This is a genomic window from Saccharopolyspora sp. NFXS83, from assembly GCF_026241095.1.
In the GTDB taxonomy this organism is placed as follows: Bacteria; Actinomycetota; Actinomycetes; order Mycobacteriales; family Pseudonocardiaceae; genus Saccharopolyspora_C.
Genome location: NZ_JAPFGB010000002.1, coordinates 262,847 through 278,261, shown reverse-complemented (window position 1 = coordinate 278,261; position 15,415 = coordinate 262,847). Strand labels below are relative to the sequence as shown.

15 protein-coding genes are annotated in these 15,415 nt (G+C 71.4%); 5 read left to right on the top strand and 10 right to left on the bottom strand.

Going from position 1 to position 15,415, the window contains the following annotated elements; all coding sequences use genetic code 11:
* Positions 1-133 precede the first annotated feature (133 nt).
* From OOZ19_RS03550 to OOZ19_RS03535, 4 genes are read right to left on the bottom strand one after another with little or no spacing between them, the layout of a single operon-like run.
* Positions 134-1,564, bottom strand: a complete 1,431-nt coding sequence (locus OOZ19_RS03550; protein ID WP_266088168.1) for a purine-cytosine permease family protein — start codon at positions 1,562-1,564, stop codon at positions 134-136.
* A 16-nt stretch (positions 1,565-1,580) separates the two neighbouring features.
* Positions 1,581-2,090, bottom strand: a complete 510-nt coding sequence (locus tag OOZ19_RS03545) for a flavin reductase family protein (protein WP_266088165.1) — start codon at positions 2,088-2,090, stop codon at positions 1,581-1,583.
* Positions 2,087-2,527, bottom strand: coding sequence for an ester cyclase (locus tag OOZ19_RS03540; protein ID WP_266088163.1), 441 nt, complete (start codon positions 2,525-2,527; stop codon positions 2,087-2,089). Before OOZ19_RS03540 ends, OOZ19_RS03545 begins: the two co-directional genes overlap by 4 nt.
* Before the next feature lie 28 nt (positions 2,528-2,555).
* On the bottom strand, positions 2,556-3,125 hold the full coding sequence (locus tag OOZ19_RS03535; RefSeq protein ID WP_266088161.1) for a hypothetical protein: 570 nt from the start codon (positions 3,123-3,125) through the stop codon (positions 2,556-2,558).
* A 257-nt stretch (positions 3,126-3,382) separates the two neighbouring features.
* Here OOZ19_RS03535 and OOZ19_RS03530 point away from each other — a divergent pair, with 257 nt between their 5' ends.
* The 5 genes from OOZ19_RS03530 (at position 3,383) to OOZ19_RS03510 (ending at position 8,699) form a co-directional block, all read left to right on the top strand.
* Positions 3,383-4,015: a GntR family transcriptional regulator gene (locus OOZ19_RS03530; RefSeq protein ID WP_266088159.1), complete on the top strand. Its 633-nt coding sequence runs from the start codon at positions 3,383-3,385 to the stop codon at positions 4,013-4,015.
* Positions 4,016-4,205: 190 nt separating this feature from the next.
* A complete protein-coding gene (locus OOZ19_RS03525) occupies positions 4,206-5,336 on the top strand; it encodes an LLM class flavin-dependent oxidoreductase (RefSeq protein ID WP_266088158.1) in 1,131 nt (376 codons plus the stop codon).
* Positions 5,333-5,923 (top strand): amino acid synthesis family protein, encoded by a 591-nt coding sequence (locus OOZ19_RS03520; protein ID WP_266088155.1) that lies wholly within the window; start codon positions 5,333-5,335, stop codon positions 5,921-5,923. The genes OOZ19_RS03525 and OOZ19_RS03520 overlap by 4 nt, the downstream gene beginning before the upstream one ends.
* Positions 5,920-6,471 (top strand): amino acid synthesis family protein, encoded by a 552-nt coding sequence (locus OOZ19_RS03515; protein WP_266088153.1) that lies wholly within the window; start codon positions 5,920-5,922, stop codon positions 6,469-6,471. Before OOZ19_RS03520 ends, OOZ19_RS03515 begins: the two co-directional genes overlap by 4 nt.
* Entirely contained in the window at positions 6,468-8,699 is a 2,232-nt protein-coding gene (locus tag OOZ19_RS03510; protein WP_266088151.1) for an aldehyde dehydrogenase family protein, read from the top strand. The genes OOZ19_RS03515 and OOZ19_RS03510 overlap by 4 nt, the downstream gene beginning before the upstream one ends.
* 49 nt (positions 8,700-8,748) lie before the next feature.
* Here the strand turns inward: OOZ19_RS03510 and OOZ19_RS03505 are convergent, their stop codons facing one another.
* Genes OOZ19_RS03505 through OOZ19_RS03480 form a run of 6 tightly spaced genes read right to left on the bottom strand, consistent with a single transcriptional unit; the run spans position 8,749 to position 15,393 of the window.
* A complete protein-coding gene (locus tag OOZ19_RS03505; protein WP_266088149.1) occupies positions 8,749-10,281 on the bottom strand; it encodes a CoA-acylating methylmalonate-semialdehyde dehydrogenase in 1,533 nt (510 codons plus the stop codon).
* A gap of 28 nt (positions 10,282-10,309) precedes the next feature.
* Complete coding sequence (locus OOZ19_RS03500) at positions 10,310-11,440, bottom strand: zinc-binding dehydrogenase (RefSeq protein ID WP_266088147.1); 1,131 nt, start codon at positions 11,438-11,440, stop codon at positions 10,310-10,312.
* Positions 11,441-11,477: 37 nt separating this feature from the next.
* Positions 11,478-12,767 carry an MFS transporter gene (locus OOZ19_RS03495; protein WP_266088144.1) on the bottom strand — a complete coding sequence of 430 codons (1,290 nt, stop codon included), beginning with the start codon at positions 12,765-12,767 and terminating at the stop codon, positions 11,478-11,480.
* A 52-nt stretch (positions 12,768-12,819) separates the two neighbouring features.
* A complete protein-coding gene (locus tag OOZ19_RS03490) occupies positions 12,820-13,656 on the bottom strand; it encodes a fumarylacetoacetate hydrolase family protein (RefSeq protein ID WP_266088142.1) in 837 nt (278 codons plus the stop codon).
* A 19-nt stretch (positions 13,657-13,675) separates the two neighbouring features.
* Positions 13,676-14,377: a DUF4286 family protein gene (locus OOZ19_RS03485; RefSeq protein ID WP_266088140.1), complete on the bottom strand. Its 702-nt coding sequence runs from the start codon at positions 14,375-14,377 to the stop codon at positions 13,676-13,678.
* On the bottom strand, positions 14,377-15,393 hold the full coding sequence (locus tag OOZ19_RS03480) for an NAD-dependent epimerase/dehydratase family protein (RefSeq protein WP_266088138.1): 1,017 nt from the start codon (positions 15,391-15,393) through the stop codon (positions 14,377-14,379). The genes OOZ19_RS03485 and OOZ19_RS03480 overlap by 1 nt, the downstream gene beginning before the upstream one ends.
* Between the last annotated feature and the right edge of the window lie 22 nt (positions 15,394-15,415).

Sequence of the window (15,415 nt, the reverse complement as noted above, 5' to 3'; positions counted from 1 at the left end):
GAGCTCCTCTTCCCTGCGGTCGTGCGGGATTCCCGATCGTGCGGCCGGATCCGCGAGAGGAACGAATTCCCCGTCGTGCGGCCGAATCCGGCCGTCGGAGCGGGTCGATCCGATGGACCGGCCCGCCACTCTGCTACTCGCGGCCGAGCGAGACGTCCACCTCGTCGCCGGTGCGCGGCGCCGACGGCCGGACCCACAGGTACGGCAGGCGGTAGGTGGCCAGGTACGCGGCGGCGGCCACCGCGGCCCCGACGAAGTTGCCCAGGTCGCCCCACTCCGGGTGCGCGGCGGCCACCGGACCGGTGTAGAGGTGCGAGTGCCAGAACGGCACCGAGACCACGACACCGGCGGCCCAGGCCACGAAGCCCCAGCCCACGACGCGGGTGCGGTCGTAGAGCTCGCCGATGCGGGTGCGGTCGGACCGGCCGCCCACGTAGTAGTCCAGCAGCAGCACCGCCGCGAACGGCGCGATGAAGTACGCGGTCAAGCTCAGGAAGACCTCGAACTTCGCTTCGATCCCGGTCTCGCCCCACAGGCTGATCAGGAAGCCGAGCACGCAGATCAGCGCCACGCCCTGCGGCCGGGTCAGCGGCACCCGGAGCGTCTGCAGCGAGATCGCGCCGCCGTAGACGTTGAGGAAGTTCTGCGACAGCGCGGAGAGGATCACCGCCGCCAGCGCGGGCACCGCGAACGGCCCGGTCAGCTGGTGCAGCGCGGCGATCGAGTCGCTCGTGGTCGCGCTGTTGGCCAGCAGCGCGCCGACCACGCCCAGCCAGAACACGGTGATGAACGTGCCGAGCCCGGTGAACAGCGCGGTGAGCTTGCCGCTGCGCCGGGTGTCAGGCAGGTAGCGGGAGTAGTCGGAGGCGAACGGCGACCAGGCGACCAGGAACGCGAAGAACGCCCCGGCGAAGGTGATCCACCCGCCCCAGCCGCCGACGTAGCCGTCCGCGGCGGTGTCGGCCTGGAACGTGCCCGCGCCGCGCGCCAGCGCGACCACCGTGATGAGCAGGAACAGCGCGAGCAGCACGAACGCGAGGATCCGCTCCAGGTAGTGGATCATGTTGTAGCCGTAGATCGCCACGACCAGCTGGACCAGGGTCAGCAGCAGCGATCCCACCCAGAACGGGACGGGAAGCAGCTCGGCGATGGCCTTGCCGCCGAGGATCACGGTGACCGACGCCCACCCGACCCCGGCGAAGACGTTGATGTAGGCGACCGGGATGAAGTTGCCGAGGAACCCGAGCGGACCGCGAGCCTGGATCTGCTGCGGCACGCCCAGCCGCACGCCCATCCGGGACATCGTGGCCATCAGCAGCGACCCCGCGGCGGCACCGGCGGCGACCGCGGTGACCGCGGCGGTGAAGCTGAGCCCGAGGGCGATGGCGTTGAACCCGAGCATCATGATCGGGAAGTTGAGGTTCGCCGCGAACCAGACGAAGAACTGGGAACTCGGCTTGCCGTGGCGTTCGGCGTCGGGGATGTGGTCGACCCCGAAGGGCTCGACCGTCGTGACCGATTCGCCGTAGGCGGGCTGCGGAGTCGGCGCTGACTCGTGCGTCATGGTCTCTCCAGTGCGGTCAGGAACTGAGCGGGGTCATGTCGGTGGGCGCGAAGAACTTCCCCGCCCGGTAGACCATCGGGTCCACGTCGCGGTGCTCGGCTTGGACGATGCGGCCGACGAACACCGTGTGGGTCGCGGCGCGCAGCCGCTCGCCGATCTCCACTTCGACGCGCGCCGCCGACCCCGCCAGCAGCGGCGATCCGTGCGCACCGGGCGTCCAGTCGACCTGGGCGAACTTGTCGGTGCTCTTGGAGGCGAACACCCCGGCCACGGCGAGCTGGTCGGCGGCGAGGATGTTGATCCCGAGGTGGTCGGCGCGCACCAGCGCCGGGTACGTGCTCGACGTGGTCTGCACGCAGACCATGACCACCGGTGGTTCCAGCGAGACGCTGCAGAACGCGTTCACCGCCAGCCCGCGCGGCACGTCGCCGTCCATCGCGGTCACCACGGTGACCCCGGTGACGAAGCGGCGGTGCACTTCGCGCACCGCGGCGGGGTCGACTTCCCGGTCCGTCGGCGTGCTCATCGGACTCCTTCCCCGATCGAGATGATGCCCAGCGCCCGCAGCAGCTGGCGCGGATCCCACGTCACCCATTCCTCGGCCACCACGTCGCCCGCGAACGTCGCGAAGGTGACGCCGACGACCTCGACGGCGCGCCCGGTGGGCGGGACGTCGAAGAACGTCGCGGTGTGCGTGCCGCGGCTGCGCCAGCGGATCACCACCCGGTCGCCTTCCTCCACGAGTTCCTCGACCTCGGTGGTGAGGTCGGGGAAGGCGTCGCGGGTGGCGAGGATCGATTCCTTGAAGCCGGCGCGGTCCTGGACCGCGCCGCCGGTGGCCGAGGACCGCGCGTAGTCCGGGGCCAGCAGCTCGTCGAGCGCGTCGACGTCGCCGCGGTCCCAGCACGCGGTCCACGCTGCGCGGATCCGCCGCTTGCGCGACGAGTCGGGTTCTGCGGCCATGTTCCACTCCTTCGATGCCTGGCCAGGGTCAGCACAGACCCTGGTTCCGGTTCGGCTGCCGTTCGACCGGGTCGCCCAGCCGGGTCCGCACGTCGTTGCGCACGCGCTGCACGACGCGGGTGAACGACCCCTCGCCGAACCGGCCGCCGGTGTACAAGCGCATCCAGCCCGCGCCGTCGAGGTAGCCGGCTTCCAGCGCTGCGCACCGGCCGTCGAGCTCGGTGCGAGTGCGATCGCCCGCGATGTCGCGCAGCACCAGGTGGTAGTCCGGCCCGGTCCGTGCGGACCGGGCTCCGATCCCGGCGTCGCGGTCCTTGAACCGCTCGGTCCGGGCCTTGATGTCGACCGCCTCGGCCAGCGCGCCCGCCTCCGCCGGCAGCCAGCCGGGGTCGTTGCCCGCGGCGGCCCGCTGCGCGAGGACCTGGAGGCAGACCTCGGGTTCGTCCCGGCGTCCGCACCAGGTCAAGGCGATCCGGTGCACGTGCGCCTGACCGGGAACGAGCCGCCGCCGCATCGGCCGGTGGCCGGTGAGCAGTTCCAGCTCCGCGGCCAGCACGTCGATCGCCCCGGCGAGGTCGCCGGATTCCGATTCGTCCACCGTCGTCGTCCTCTGCCCGGATCGAGCGCTCGTCCGAACGAGCCCCTGCTTGTATGTCAGCGGGACGCTATGGGTGCGGTGGGTCACTGTCAAGGATTCACCTTGAGTGGTTTGCCGAGATCACCGTTCACCTGGAAATATGGCAAAAACTCCTGGTTCTTCATTGACCTGGGCGGCCGGCGATGGCTAGCGTCCCTGCCATGCAAGAGACCGGATCGAAGGCCACTGGCATACAAGCTCGGGGTAGTCGGGCTCGGGTGCTGGACGGCTTGCGCGAGGCGATCATCCGAGGCGAGCACCAGCCCGGTGCGCTGCTGTCGGAAGGAACGCTCGCCCAGACCTACGGCACGAGCCGGACTCCCATCAGGGAAGCCCTCCAGCAGCTCCAGATCGAAGGACTCGTCGAGGTCCGCCCGCGGGTCGGCAGCTTCGTGCGCGAACCCTCCCGGCGCGAGCTCGGCGAACTCTTCCAGCTCAAAGCGGTGCTGGAAGGGCTCGGCGTGCAGCTGCTCGCGCAGCGCGGCCGGGTCGCGGAGACCGATCTGCTGCGCGACAACCTGGCGGAGTCCGAACGCGCCGTCGCCGACGGGGACGTGGAGCGCTACGCCCAGCTGGTGCACGACTTCCACAGCCTGGTCATCCAGGGCGCGGACAACACGAGGCTCTCCGAGCACTACCAGATGCTGATGAACCAGCTCGCCTACCACCGGGTCGTGATGAACACGCTGCGGCATCCGGGGCGGCTGGGCGCATCGCTGCACGAACACCGCACGGTGTTCGAACGCATCGTGGACAAGGACGCCTTCGGCGCCGAACAGGCGATGCGCGACCACGTCCGCTGCAGCGAACGCGAGGCCATGACCCACCGGGAAGAGCCTGCTCCGGAGTGAGCCGGCGCGGTGGCCGGGTGGCGGGTCCCCGGGGCTGCGCCCGGAACATCCCGCGAGGGCCCGCTGATCCGGTCTCGATTCGGGCTCGTGAAGGGGAGATCGGCGGCTCCGCCGTCGGGTCTCCCGCTACGCACGCGCACCGTCCGGCGGCGACCGGTGCGCACCACAGATCCTCAACGAGGAGGCGAACATGCGTTTTTCGATCTTCCACAACCTCGGCGCGCCCGGACGGCTCGGGGAGTACGACCAGGTCATGAACGAGACTCGGGAGTTCGCCCGGTTCGCCGACCAGGCCGGCTTCTGGTCCATCTGGTACACCGAGCACCACTTCGGCCACGAGGGCTACGAGCTGATCGCCAACCCGGTGCTGATGGGCGCGGACATCGCCGCGCGCACCGAGAACATCCGCATCGGCCAGGCCGCGAACATCGCCACGTTCTGGCACCCGCTGCGGCTGGCGGAGGACATCGCGCAGCTCGACCAGCTCTCCGGCGGGCGCGTCGAGGTCGGTCTGGGCCGCGGGCTCTACGGCCGGGAGGCGCTGAACCTCAACACGCTCGCCGACCCGCGCGACCAGGAGCAGAACCGGGCGCTGTTCGACGAGACCGTCGAGATCCTGCAGAAGGCGTGGTCGAACGAGTTCTTCTCGCACGACGGGCGCTTCTACACCTTCCCGGCGCCGGGCGTGACCTGGGAGCACCCGCTCTCGCCCGCGACCCCGGAGTTCACCGAGGACGGCGTGATCACCAAGCTCGCCGTCACGCCGCGTCCCCACCAGCGCCCGCACCCGCCGCTATGGCAGGTGATCGACAGCCCGCGCTCCATCCAGACCGCCGCCGAGCAAGGCGTGCAGGGGCTGTTCTGGCTGCCGCCGATCTCGGCGCTCAAGGACCGCTTCCAGCTGTACAAGGACTCCGCGCAGGCGGCGGGCCGATCGCTGGAGCTGGGGGAGGGCATCGGCCTGGTCCGCGACGTGTTCGTCGCCGACACCATGGAGCAGGCCCGGCAGCAGTTCGAGGAGGCGCTGCTGACCTCCTACCGCTGGATCACCCACTGGCGCGGCCTGGGCAACCTGATGGAGGCGGGCGAGGAGCTCACCGCCGCCCACGAGCTGTCCTACGAGTTCCTCGACCAGCGCAACCTGCTCGTCGGCACCCCGGAGCACGTCGCGGGCAAGATCGAGGAGTTGCAGGAGGAGCTGAACCTGGAGCACCTGCTGCTGTGGACCACGCACCCCGGCCTGCGCCACGAGCACGCGATGCGCAGCCTGGAGCTGTTCACCGAGAAGGTCATGCCGCGGTTCGCGGGTTCCGGCGCATGACCGGGCCGCGCAAGGTCGTCACGACGACGGAGACGCTGCTGCGCGAGCTCGGCCGCCCGGTCGATTGCACCGCGCACCGCGCCGCCGCGGCGGCGGTGATCCCCAACCCGTGGGCGGGCCGCGGCCACGTCGAGGACCTCTCGGTCGAGGTCGAGCGCATCGCCCCCGGCCTGGCCCGCACGCTGCACCGCGAACTGGCCGCCGCGCTCGGCGGTTCCGCCGAGATCACGGCGTTCGGCAAGGCGGCGATCGTGGGGCTCGACGGCGAGCTCGAACACGCCGCGGCGCTGATCCACACGCCGTACTTCGGCAACGTGCTGCGGGAACTGCTGGACGGGACCTCGATCATCGTGTTCTCCGACGAGCGCGGCCCGGCGGGAACGACGTTGACCGTCCCGATCTGGCACAAGACCGACAGCGCCACCCGCTCGCAGTACCAGACCATTCCCGTGCGGATCCCGGACGCGCCCGCCGACGACGAGATCGTCGTCATCGCGGCGGCCTCGACCGGCCCGCGCCCCAACGCCCGCATCGGCGACCGCACGACGGACCCGGTCGTGCGGCTGGCAGACCTGGAGGACCGATGAACGTCCGCAAGATCGTGACCTGCACCGAGGACGTGCTCACCGAAGGCGGGCGTCCCGTCGACCCGCGGGCGCGCACCGCGGTGGTGCTGGCCGTGGTGCAGAACCCGTGGGCGGGCGAGGGATTCGTGGAGGACCTCGCCCCCGGCATCGAGGAGTTCGCCTCGCCGCTGGGCGCGCTGCTGGCCCCGCGCGTGGTGGAGGCGCTGGGCGAGCCGATCGAGGCCTACGGCAAGGCCGCCATCGTCGGCCTCGGCGGGGAGATCGAGCACGGTTCGGCGCTGATCCACACGTTGAAGTTCGGCGACCACTTCCGCACCGCCGCGAACGCCACGACGCTGCTGCCCGCGGTGGAGAAGCGGGCGGCGGCCGGGACCGCCTTCGACATCCCGCTCAAGCACATCACCGACGCGACGATCCGCTCGCACCACCAGAGCATCGAGGTGCGGCTGGCCGACGCGCCGCGCGCGGACGAGATCGTCGTCGGGCTCGCCGCTGCGGCACAGGGCCGCCCGCAGGCGCGACTCGCCCCGCTGTCGACCGAACGATGACCGCGGATCTGGTCCTGCTGCACGGAGTCGGACTGGACCACCGCATGTGGGACCGCTGCGCGCCGGAGCTCGCCCGGGACCACCGGGTGCTCGCCCCGGACCTGCCGGGCCACGGCGACGGCGGGCCCGTCGCGCCGGACGCGGAGCTCGGCGACCTCGCCGACGCGGTCGCACGCGAGCTGCCCGGACCCGTGCACCTGGTCGGGTTCTCCCTCGGGGCGCTGGTGGCGCAGTGCCTCGCGGTGCGCCGGCCGGAGCTGGTGCGGTCGCTGGTCCTGGTGAGTTCGGTGGCCGCCCGCAGCCCGGAGCAGGCCGCCGGGGTCGGCGACCGGCTGCGCGGCGTGACCCAGGACTTCGCCGGGACCACCGAAGCCGCCGTGCAGCGGTGGATGAGCCCGCAGTGGCGGGCGCGCGAACCGGAACTGGCCGAACGGCTGCGCGCCACGCTGCTGGGCAACGACCTCGACTCCTACCTCGCCTGCTATCGGATCTTCGCGACGGCCGACCGCGAACTGGAACCCCTGCTGCCCGGGATCACCGCGCCGACGCTGGCCATCACCGGCGCCGACGACACCGGATCGACGCCCGCGATGGCCGAACGACTCGCGGAGCTCCTGCCGGACGCCCGCGCCGTGGTGGTTCCCGGCACGCGGCACCTGCTGCCGCTGGAACGGCCGGACCGGCTGGTCGCCGAGATCCGCACCCACCTCACCCGCACGACCGTGGAGCGCTGGACCATGAGCACCGATCTGCCCCGCTACGAGCACTACATCGCCGGTGAGTGGACCACGCCGGCCGAAGGCCGCTACTTCAGCAGCACCAACCCGACCACCGCGGCGCCCTGGTACGAAGCGGCGCTGGGCACCGAGGCGGACGTGGACCGCGCGGTGCGCGCCGCGCGGGAGGCGTTCGAATCGCCGTCGTGGCGGGACATGTCGCAGACCGCGCGCGGCAGGCTGCTGCGCAGGCTCGGCGACCTCATCGCCGAGAACGCCGAGGAGCTGGCCCGCACCGAGACCCTCGACAACGGCAAGCTGCTGCGGGAGATGCGGTCCCAGTTGGCCGGGATCCCGGAGTACTTCTACTACTACGCGGGTTGCGCCGACAAGATCCACGGCGAGGTCATCCCCGCCAACAGCACCAAGCTGCTCAACTACACCCAGCGCGAGCCGGTGGGCGTGGTCGGGGCGATCACCCCGTGGAACTCGCCGCTGATGCTGACCACGGCCAAGATCGCCCCCGCGCTGGCGGCGGGCAACACCGTGGTCATCAAGCCCTCGGAGCACACTTCGGCCTCGCTGCTGAAGCTGGTGCCGCTGTTCGAGCAGGCCGGTTTCCCGCCGGGCGTGGTCAACGTCGTCACCGGGTTCGGCGCCGACGCCGGGGACGCGCTGGTGCGCCACCCGCAGGTCGCGAAGCTCAGCTTCACCGGCAGCACCGCGACCGGTTCGCGCATCGCGGCGAGCTGCGGGTCGCGGTTCGTGCCGGTGACGCTGGAGCTCGGCGGCAAGTCGCCGAACATCGTCTTCGACGACGCCGACACCGACGGCGCGGCGATGGGCATCGTCGCCGGGATCTTCGCCGCCGCCGGTCAGACCTGCATCGCGGGCAGCCGCGCCTTCCTGCAGCGCGGCGTCTACGAGGAGGTGCTGGAGAAGGTCGCCGCGCGCGCCGCCACCATCAAGATCGGCGATCCGCTGGACGAGGACACCGAACTGGGCCCCGTCGCGTTCGGCGACCAGCGCGACAAGATCGAGGAGTACGTGCGGCTGGGTCGAGAGGAAGGCGGCCGGGTGCTGACCGGCGGCGAGCGGCCGGACCTGGGCCTGGACGGCTACTTCTACAGCCCCACGGTGTTCGTCGACACCGACAACACCATGCGGATCTGCCAGGAGGAGATCTTCGGCCCGGTGCTCTCGGTGATGCCGTTCGACACCGAGGAGGAAGTGGTGGCGCTGGCCAACGACACCTCCTACGGCCTGGCCGCCGGGGTGTGGACGCGGGACCTCGCCCGCGCGCACCGGTTGTCCTCGGTGCTGGAGGCCGGAACGGTGTGGGTGAACACCTACCGGGCGATGTCGCCGATGTCCCCGCGCTCCGGCTTCAAGCAGAGCGGCGTCGGCATCGAGCACGGCACCGAGGTGATCCGCGAGTACACCAGGCTCAAGAGCGTCTGGATCAACACCGACGAAAGCCCCGCCCGCGACCCCTTCGTCCTGGGGTCCTGAGCCGAGCCAGGCGGTTCCGGAGCACGGGACCGCCTGGCTCGTGGCGTGCTCAGCCGTTCTGCGGGAAGCCCAGGTTCAGACCGGCGTGGCTCGGGTCGAGCCAGCGGGTCGTGACGACCTTGCCGCGGGTGAAGAAGTGCACGCCCTCGGTGCCGTGCGCGTGGGTGTCGCCGAACAGCGAGTTCTTCCAGCCGCCGAAGCTGTAGTAGGCCATCGGCACCGGGACCGGCACGTTGACGCCGATCATGCCGACCTCGACCTCGTTCTGGAACCTGCGGGCGGCACCGCCGTCGTGGGTGAACAGCGCGGTGCCGTTGCCGTAGGGGTTGGCGTTGATCAGGTCGACGGCCTGCTCGTAGGTCTCCACCCGCACCACCGAGAGCACCGGGCCGAAGATCTCGTCGGTGTAGACGCCCATGTCGGTGCGGACGTGGTCGAGCAACGTGGGCCCGACGAAGAAGCCCTCGCCGTCGGCGTCGAACTCGCCCGCGCGGCCGTCGACGACCACGGTGGCTCCGTCGGCCTCGCCGCCGTCGACGTAGCCCGACACCCGGTCTCGGGACGCCCGGGTGATCAGCGGGCCCATGTCGCACGAGCGGCGGCCGTCGCCGGTGCGCAGCCCGCGCGTCCGCTCGGCGATCTTCGCGACCAGGTCGTCGGCGATGTCGCCGACCGCGACGAGCGCGGAGATCGCCATGCAGCGCTCCCCGGCGGAACCGAACCCGGCGTTGACCGCCTGGTCGGCGGCGAGGTCGAGGTCGGCGTCCGGGAGCACGACCATGTGGTTCTTCGCACCGCCCAAGGCCTGCACGCGCTTGCCGTGCGCGGTGGCGGTCTCGTAGACGTAGCGGGCGATCGGCGTCGACCCCACGAACGAGATCGACTTGACGTCCGGGCTGGTCAGCAGCGCGTCGACAGCGGTCTTGTCCCCGTTGAGGACGTTGAACACCCCGTCGGGAAGACCTGCCTCGCGCCACAGCTCGGCCAGCCACAGCGCGGCCGAGGGCACCTTCTCCGACGGCTTGAGCACCACCGCGTTCCCGGCCGCGATCGCGATCGGGAAGAACCACATCGGCACCATGGCCGGGAAGTTGAACGGGCTGACGATCCCGATCACGCCCAGGGGCTGGCGCACCGAGTGGACGTCGACCCCCGTGGAGGCGTTCTCGGTGGCGGAACCCTTGAGCAGGTGCGGCATTCCGCAGGCGAACTCGACGACCTCCTGACCGCGGGCCACCTCGCCCGCGGCGTCGGACAGGACCTTGCCGTGCTCGGCGGTGATGAGCTCGGCCAGCTCCCCGGAGCGGGCGTTGAGCAGCTCGCGGAAGCGGAACAGGACCTGCACCCGCTTGGCCAGCGAGGTGTCCCGCCAGCCGGGGAACGCCGCCTTCGCCGCCGCGATGACGGCGGCGGCCTCGTCCTCGGTGGCCAGCGGGAGGTGCGCGGTGACGGCGCCCGTCGCCGGGTTCGTGACCTCGGAGAAACGCCCCGAGGCGCCTTCGAGTCGTTGCCCGCCGGACCAGTGGTGCAGCGTGCGGGCGGTGCCGGCCGAGTCCTCCCGGCGGGGTGATGCGGTGACCATGGGAACCTCTCGATGGGTGGTCTGCGGATCAGCTGTGCGAGGCGTCCATCGTGATCACGGCGCGGCCTGGGATGCGACCGCCGGCCAGGTCGTCGAACGCCTCGTTGACGCGCTCCAGCGGATAGGTGCGGCTGACGGTGCGCTCCAGCGACAGGGCACCGCCGACGGCTTCGGCCACGACGGCGGGCAGCGCCTCCCGCGTTCGAGCGCCGAAGGAACCGATGATGCGCAGCCCGCGGCGGACCAGCGGAGTGATCTCCACCTGGGCGCTCGCGGCGCCCGAGCCGATGCCGACGGCGACCATCCGGCCGCCGTCGGCGAGCATCCGCACGGACTGCTCGAAGGTCCGCGGCAGGCCCAGCGCCTCGAACACCACGCTGACGCCCTCGCCGCCGGTGAGCTCGCGCACCTTCGCCACGGCGTCCTCCTCGGCGGAGTTCACCACGTGATCGGCGCCCAGTTCCCGGACCGCGGCGAGCTTGGCGTCGTCGACGTCGACGGCGATGACCGGACCCGCGCCGTGCGACTTGACCAGTTGCACGATGCTCGACCCGACACCTCCGACGGCGACGACGGCGACGGCTTCGCCTTCGGCGACACCACCGGCGTTGACGACGGCGCCGTGCGCGGTGAAGGCGGCGCAGCCGAGGATGGCGGCCTGCGCGGCGGGAACCGCGTCCGGCAGTGCCACGAGCGCCGTCACCGGCACGACGCAGTACTCGGCCAGGCCCGCCATCGAGTACATGGCCAGGTCCTCGCCGTCGCGCCGCCGCAGCCGGGTCGTGCCGTCGAACAGCTGGCCCTTCCCCCTGTTCTTCGCGAAGAACGGGCCGCACAGGTCGTCCCGGCCCGCGCGGCACGCCGCGCACTCGCCGCAGGGCATGATGAACGCGCCCACCACCGCGCCGCCGACCTCCACCCCGGCGGGGAGCTCGGTGCCGGGCCCGGCCTCGACGACGTGGCCGGAGATCTCGTGGCCGAGGACGGCCGGTGCGGGGAAGGTGACTTCGCCCTTCATGACGTGCAGGTCCGTGTGGCACACCCCGCAGGCCACGACCCGCACCAGGGCTTCGCCGCTGCGAGGCGAGGGGCGCGCGATCTCTTCCAGGCGCAACGGCTCGGTGGGGCCGTTCCAGACGGCGGCGGTCATGGTCTGCATGCTGAGTCCTTTCGGAGGTGGGAGGAGGCCGTCGCGATCAGGAACCGGCGCTGATGACCCGGTCGGCGGTGTCCTGGACGAACAGGCAGCCGACGAGCCCGACCAGCGCCCCCACCCCGCCGAGCGCCAGGGCGATGTGCAGGTCACCTCCGGCGAGGGCCACGGCGCCGAGGGGGAACAGCCCCGAGCCGATCCCGCGGGCGACGTAGTAGGTCGCGTTGCTGCCGAAGGCCCGGTACCGGGTGGGGTAGAACTCCGAGATCCACGTCCCCAGCACCCCGAAACCGGCGTAGCCGATCGCCGGGCCCATGAGCGCGATGACCGCCACCGTGGGACTGCCGGTGTCGGCGAAGGCGAACGCCCCGAACGCGACCACACCGACCACCGAGGCGTAGAGGGTGGCCCGCCGCCGCCCGATCCGGTCGGACAGCGTGCCCGCGACGACGTAGGACGCGATGCCCAGCAGGGTGCCGACGGTGAGGATGATCGTGGACGCCGTCAGCGAGACTCCCGCGGTTTCGCGCAAGTAGGTCGGTGCGAACGTGATGTAGGAGTAGCTGGCGGCGAACACGCCGGTGGTGGTGAGGGTCAAGAAGACCGCGCCCCGGATCACGCCCTTGTCCGGCCTCGCTCGGACGGGTGCCGCCGCGGTCTCGCCGGTCGCGCCCGCTTCGTCCTTGGCCGCCAGCCACACCTTCGACTCGGGCAGCCACAGCGCGGCCGTGCCCGCGATGATCAGGCACCCGAAGCCGATGGCGATGAACCCGGTGTGCCAGCCGGTGTCGGAGCCGAGCGCGGAGATCGTCGTGTAGAGCACGACCTGGGTGATGAGCGTCCCGGCGATGAACATCCCCTGGAGGACGGCGCCCATGAACCCGCGCTTCCGCGACTTCCAGCTCTCGGCGAACATCGCGAAGATGACGCCGAACGCGCCGCCCATCGCCAGCCCGGCGATGGCGCGGGTCAGCGTGAAGGTCGTGTAGTCCTGCGCGAAACCGCCGACGACGGCGGCGATCGAGTACATCGCCGTGAAGATCACGTAGCTGGCCTTGCGGCCCCACCGGTCGGCGATCCAGCCGAACAGGAACCCGCCCGCGATCGAGGCGAGGCTCTGCAAGGTGATCACGCCGACGACCGATTGCGTCGACACCGCGAACGAGGCGGCGAGGTCGGTGAGCGGGAAGCTGAGCAGGTTCAGCTCCATGCTCTCGATCAGCGCCCCGACGATCGCGAACGTGAGGATCAGGCTCCGTTCGCGGGAGGTGTAGGCGGTGGCGGCGGTGACCGCGGCGGGGTGCCCGGGAGCGGCTCCCGATTGGAATCCCATGGTCGGTGTGGCCCTTCGTCATTGGAGGGTGAGCACGAGCGGGTCGCGGGGATCATTTGGGCACGAGCACGTGCCGCATGGCGCCGATCCCCTCGATCTCCGTCCCGAGGACCTGGCCCGCGCGCAGGTAGACCGGCGGGCGGTGGCCGAGGCCGACCCCTTCCGGGGTCCCGGTGAAGATCAGGTCGCCGGGCAGCAGCGTGACGATCGCGGAGAGGCGCTCGATCAGCTCGGCGACGGAGAACACGAGGTCGGAGGTGCGGGAGTCCTGGCGGACCTCGCCGTCGACGGTGGTCGCCACGCGCAGGTCGTCGGGATCGGCCACCTCGTCCGCTGTGACCAGCACCGGCCCGATCGGGGCGTAGCCGGGGAAGGACTTGCCCAGGCTGAACTGCGGCGGCGACCCGGCCTGCTGCACGGTGCGGTCGGAGATGTCCTGACCGGCGGTCAACCCCGCGACGTAGGACCACGCGTCCTCCTGCGGCACCCGGTGCGCCTCCCGCCCGATGACGACGACCAGCTCCACCTCCCAGTCGACGGTGTCGCCGCTGAGGGCGATCTCGCCGCGCGGGCCGGTGACGGCGCTCGGGAACTTGGTGAACACCAGCGGGGTGGTGGGGACGGGCAGTCCGGATTCCTCGGCGTGGCGGCGGTAGTTCAGGCCGACCCCGAAGATCTGGCGCGGCCGGGGGACGGGCGCGCCGAAGTCTTCCGGCCGGTGGTCGAGCACGTCGCCCGAAGCCTCGGCCGCCCACGCCCGGAACGCGTCCCAATCGTCGAACGCGCGCTGCGGGTCGGACCCGAACCGGCCCCCGCTGCTCGTCTCGACGTCGATCGGACCGGCGTCGGTGATCAGGGCCGAGCGGCCTCGAACGGATGCGAACTTCATGGCTTCTCCTCCTCGGAGATCAGGGTGCGCGGCGGAGCTCGAACAGCAAGGTGAACTCGCGAGCGGTGGGCGGAGTCGACGCGTCACCGAGGACCTGCCCGAGCTCGGCGAGCAGCCGGGCCGCAGGAACCTCCGGCTGGGGTTCGAGCAGCAGCAGCGCGGATTGGGCCGCCTGCTGCTGCGTCGTCGCCTTCCCCTCGCTCGTCGCGGCCTTGGCCGCCCCGACCGCGGCGTCGGGCTCGTAGACCGAGGCGGCGTGCAGGAGGTGCGCGGCGCGCATCGCGGGCAGGACGGTTCCGGCCAGCTCGTCGCGGACCGCGTCGAGGCGTTCCGGCGCGAGCTCCACGGCGACGCACCGGCCCGTCGATCCCGCGCCGTGCGCGACGGTGATCCGGCACGTCGAGCGGCGGAACCGCGTGAACAGCGGTACGACGCGGCGGGTGAGCTCGGTCGGGGCGTCGAGCGCTCGCAGGTACGCGGGGGAGGCGAGCACCTCGACGTCGTCGGTCTCGTAGATCGTCAGGAAATCGGTGTGCCCGTCCCGCGAGCCGCCGGGAGCGACGTACCGTCGCGCGCGCCGGAAACCGGGGATCTCGACCCGCTCGGGCAGGTGCTCGAAGTTGTACCAGTCCTCGAAGACCTCGCGGTCGCCATCGGCGATCGTGATCCAGTTGAGCATCGCCCCGGCGCCCGCGACCGAGGTGAAGCCGCCGCCGCCCATCAGAACAACCCGTCGCGCTGCTGGAACTTGGTGGGCTTGCCGATCGTGGGGCCCGCTTCGGCGACCCACGCGGCGACCTCGTCGACCATCTCGGCCAGCGTCGTGCCGGGGAATCCGAACTCCCGCTGCAACTCCGACCCGTCCATCACGTAGGCGCTACCCGATTCGACGCCGTCGAACCGGGGCTCGCGCCCGAAGATCTCGCCGAAGCGCTCCGCCAACCGGCGGATCGAGACGATCTCCGGCCCGGTGATGTTGAGCCGCCGGGGCGGGGAGGTCGCCAGGTGCAGCGAACGCAGGGCGTAGGCGGCCACGTCCCGCTGCCAGATCACGCTCGCATGACCCATCTCCAGCGGGATCGGCTCGCCGTCGTGCACGGCCTGCGCGATCTCGTGCAGCACGCCGTACCGGGTCTCGATGGAGTACCCGAGGCGGAACTGCAGCAGCGGCGTCCCGTTCTTGCGGGAGAAGTGCTCGAAGATCCGTTCGCGCCCGACGCAGGACGCGGCGTACTCGCCGAGCGGGCCGGGCCATTCCGCCTCGCGGGAACCGCCGGTCGCGACGTCGACGAGCGGATAGGTCACCAGCGTGGAGAACGCGACGATCCGGGAGTCCGGGAAGCGTTGCGCGACCCGTCCGGGCAAGTAGGCGTTCATCATCCAGGTGAAGTGCTCGTTGCCGGCGGTGCCGAACTTGTTCCCGGCCATGAACACGACGTTGGCGGCGTCGGGCAGTCCGGCCAGGTGGTCGTCGTCGGTGAGGTCCGCGGTGACGGGCCGCACGCCGTACTTCTCCAAGGTGGCGCGGGCCGACGGGTCGGAGAAGCGCGCGACGCCGAACACCGTCTTGTCCACGCCCGCTTCGGCCACCGCGCGGGCGGCCATCACCGCGACGCTGGGGCCGACCTTCCCACCCACGCCCAGCACGGCGATGTCACCGTCCAAGCGAGCGATCGCCTCGACGACCTCGGCGGTGGGGGTGGTGAGCGAGTCTTCCAAGACGGCGATGTCGGTCATCGATGACCTCCGTGGTGTGGGC

Excerpts from the sequence above, each read along its gene's own strand:
- OOZ19_RS03515 (WP_266088153.1), top strand. The coding sequence starts at position 5,920 with ATGAACGTCCGCAAGATCGTGACCTGCACCGAGGACGTGCTCACCGAA.
- OOZ19_RS03500 (WP_266088147.1), bottom strand. The coding sequence starts at position 11,440 with ATGCAGACCATGACCGCCGCCGTCTGGAACGGCCCCACCGAGCCGTTG.
- OOZ19_RS03545 (WP_266088165.1), bottom strand. The coding sequence starts at position 2,090 with ATGAGCACGCCGACGGACCGGGAAGTCGACCCCGCCGCGGTGCGCGAA.
- OOZ19_RS03495 (WP_266088144.1), bottom strand. The coding sequence starts at position 12,767 with ATGGGATTCCAATCGGGAGCCGCTCCCGGGCACCCCGCCGCGGTCACC.
- OOZ19_RS03540 (WP_266088163.1), bottom strand. The coding sequence starts at position 2,527 with ATGGCCGCAGAACCCGACTCGTCGCGCAAGCGGCGGATCCGCGCAGCG.
- OOZ19_RS03485 (WP_266088140.1), bottom strand. The coding sequence starts at position 14,377 with ATGGGCGGCGGCGGCTTCACCTCGGTCGCGGGCGCCGGGGCGATGCTC.
- OOZ19_RS03480 (WP_266088138.1), bottom strand. The coding sequence starts at position 15,393 with ATGACCGACATCGCCGTCTTGGAAGACTCGCTCACCACCCCCACCGCC.
- OOZ19_RS03490 (WP_266088142.1), bottom strand. The coding sequence starts at position 13,656 with ATGAAGTTCGCATCCGTTCGAGGCCGCTCGGCCCTGATCACCGACGCC.
- OOZ19_RS03510 (WP_266088151.1), top strand. The coding sequence starts at position 6,468 with ATGACCGCGGATCTGGTCCTGCTGCACGGAGTCGGACTGGACCACCGC.
- OOZ19_RS03505 (WP_266088149.1), bottom strand. The coding sequence starts at position 10,281 with ATGGTCACCGCATCACCCCGCCGGGAGGACTCGGCCGGCACCGCCCGC.
- OOZ19_RS03550 (WP_266088168.1), bottom strand. The coding sequence starts at position 1,564 with ATGACGCACGAGTCAGCGCCGACTCCGCAGCCCGCCTACGGCGAATCG.
- OOZ19_RS03520 (WP_266088155.1), top strand. The coding sequence starts at position 5,333 with ATGACCGGGCCGCGCAAGGTCGTCACGACGACGGAGACGCTGCTGCGC.
- OOZ19_RS03525 (WP_266088158.1), top strand. The coding sequence starts at position 4,206 with ATGCGTTTTTCGATCTTCCACAACCTCGGCGCGCCCGGACGGCTCGGG.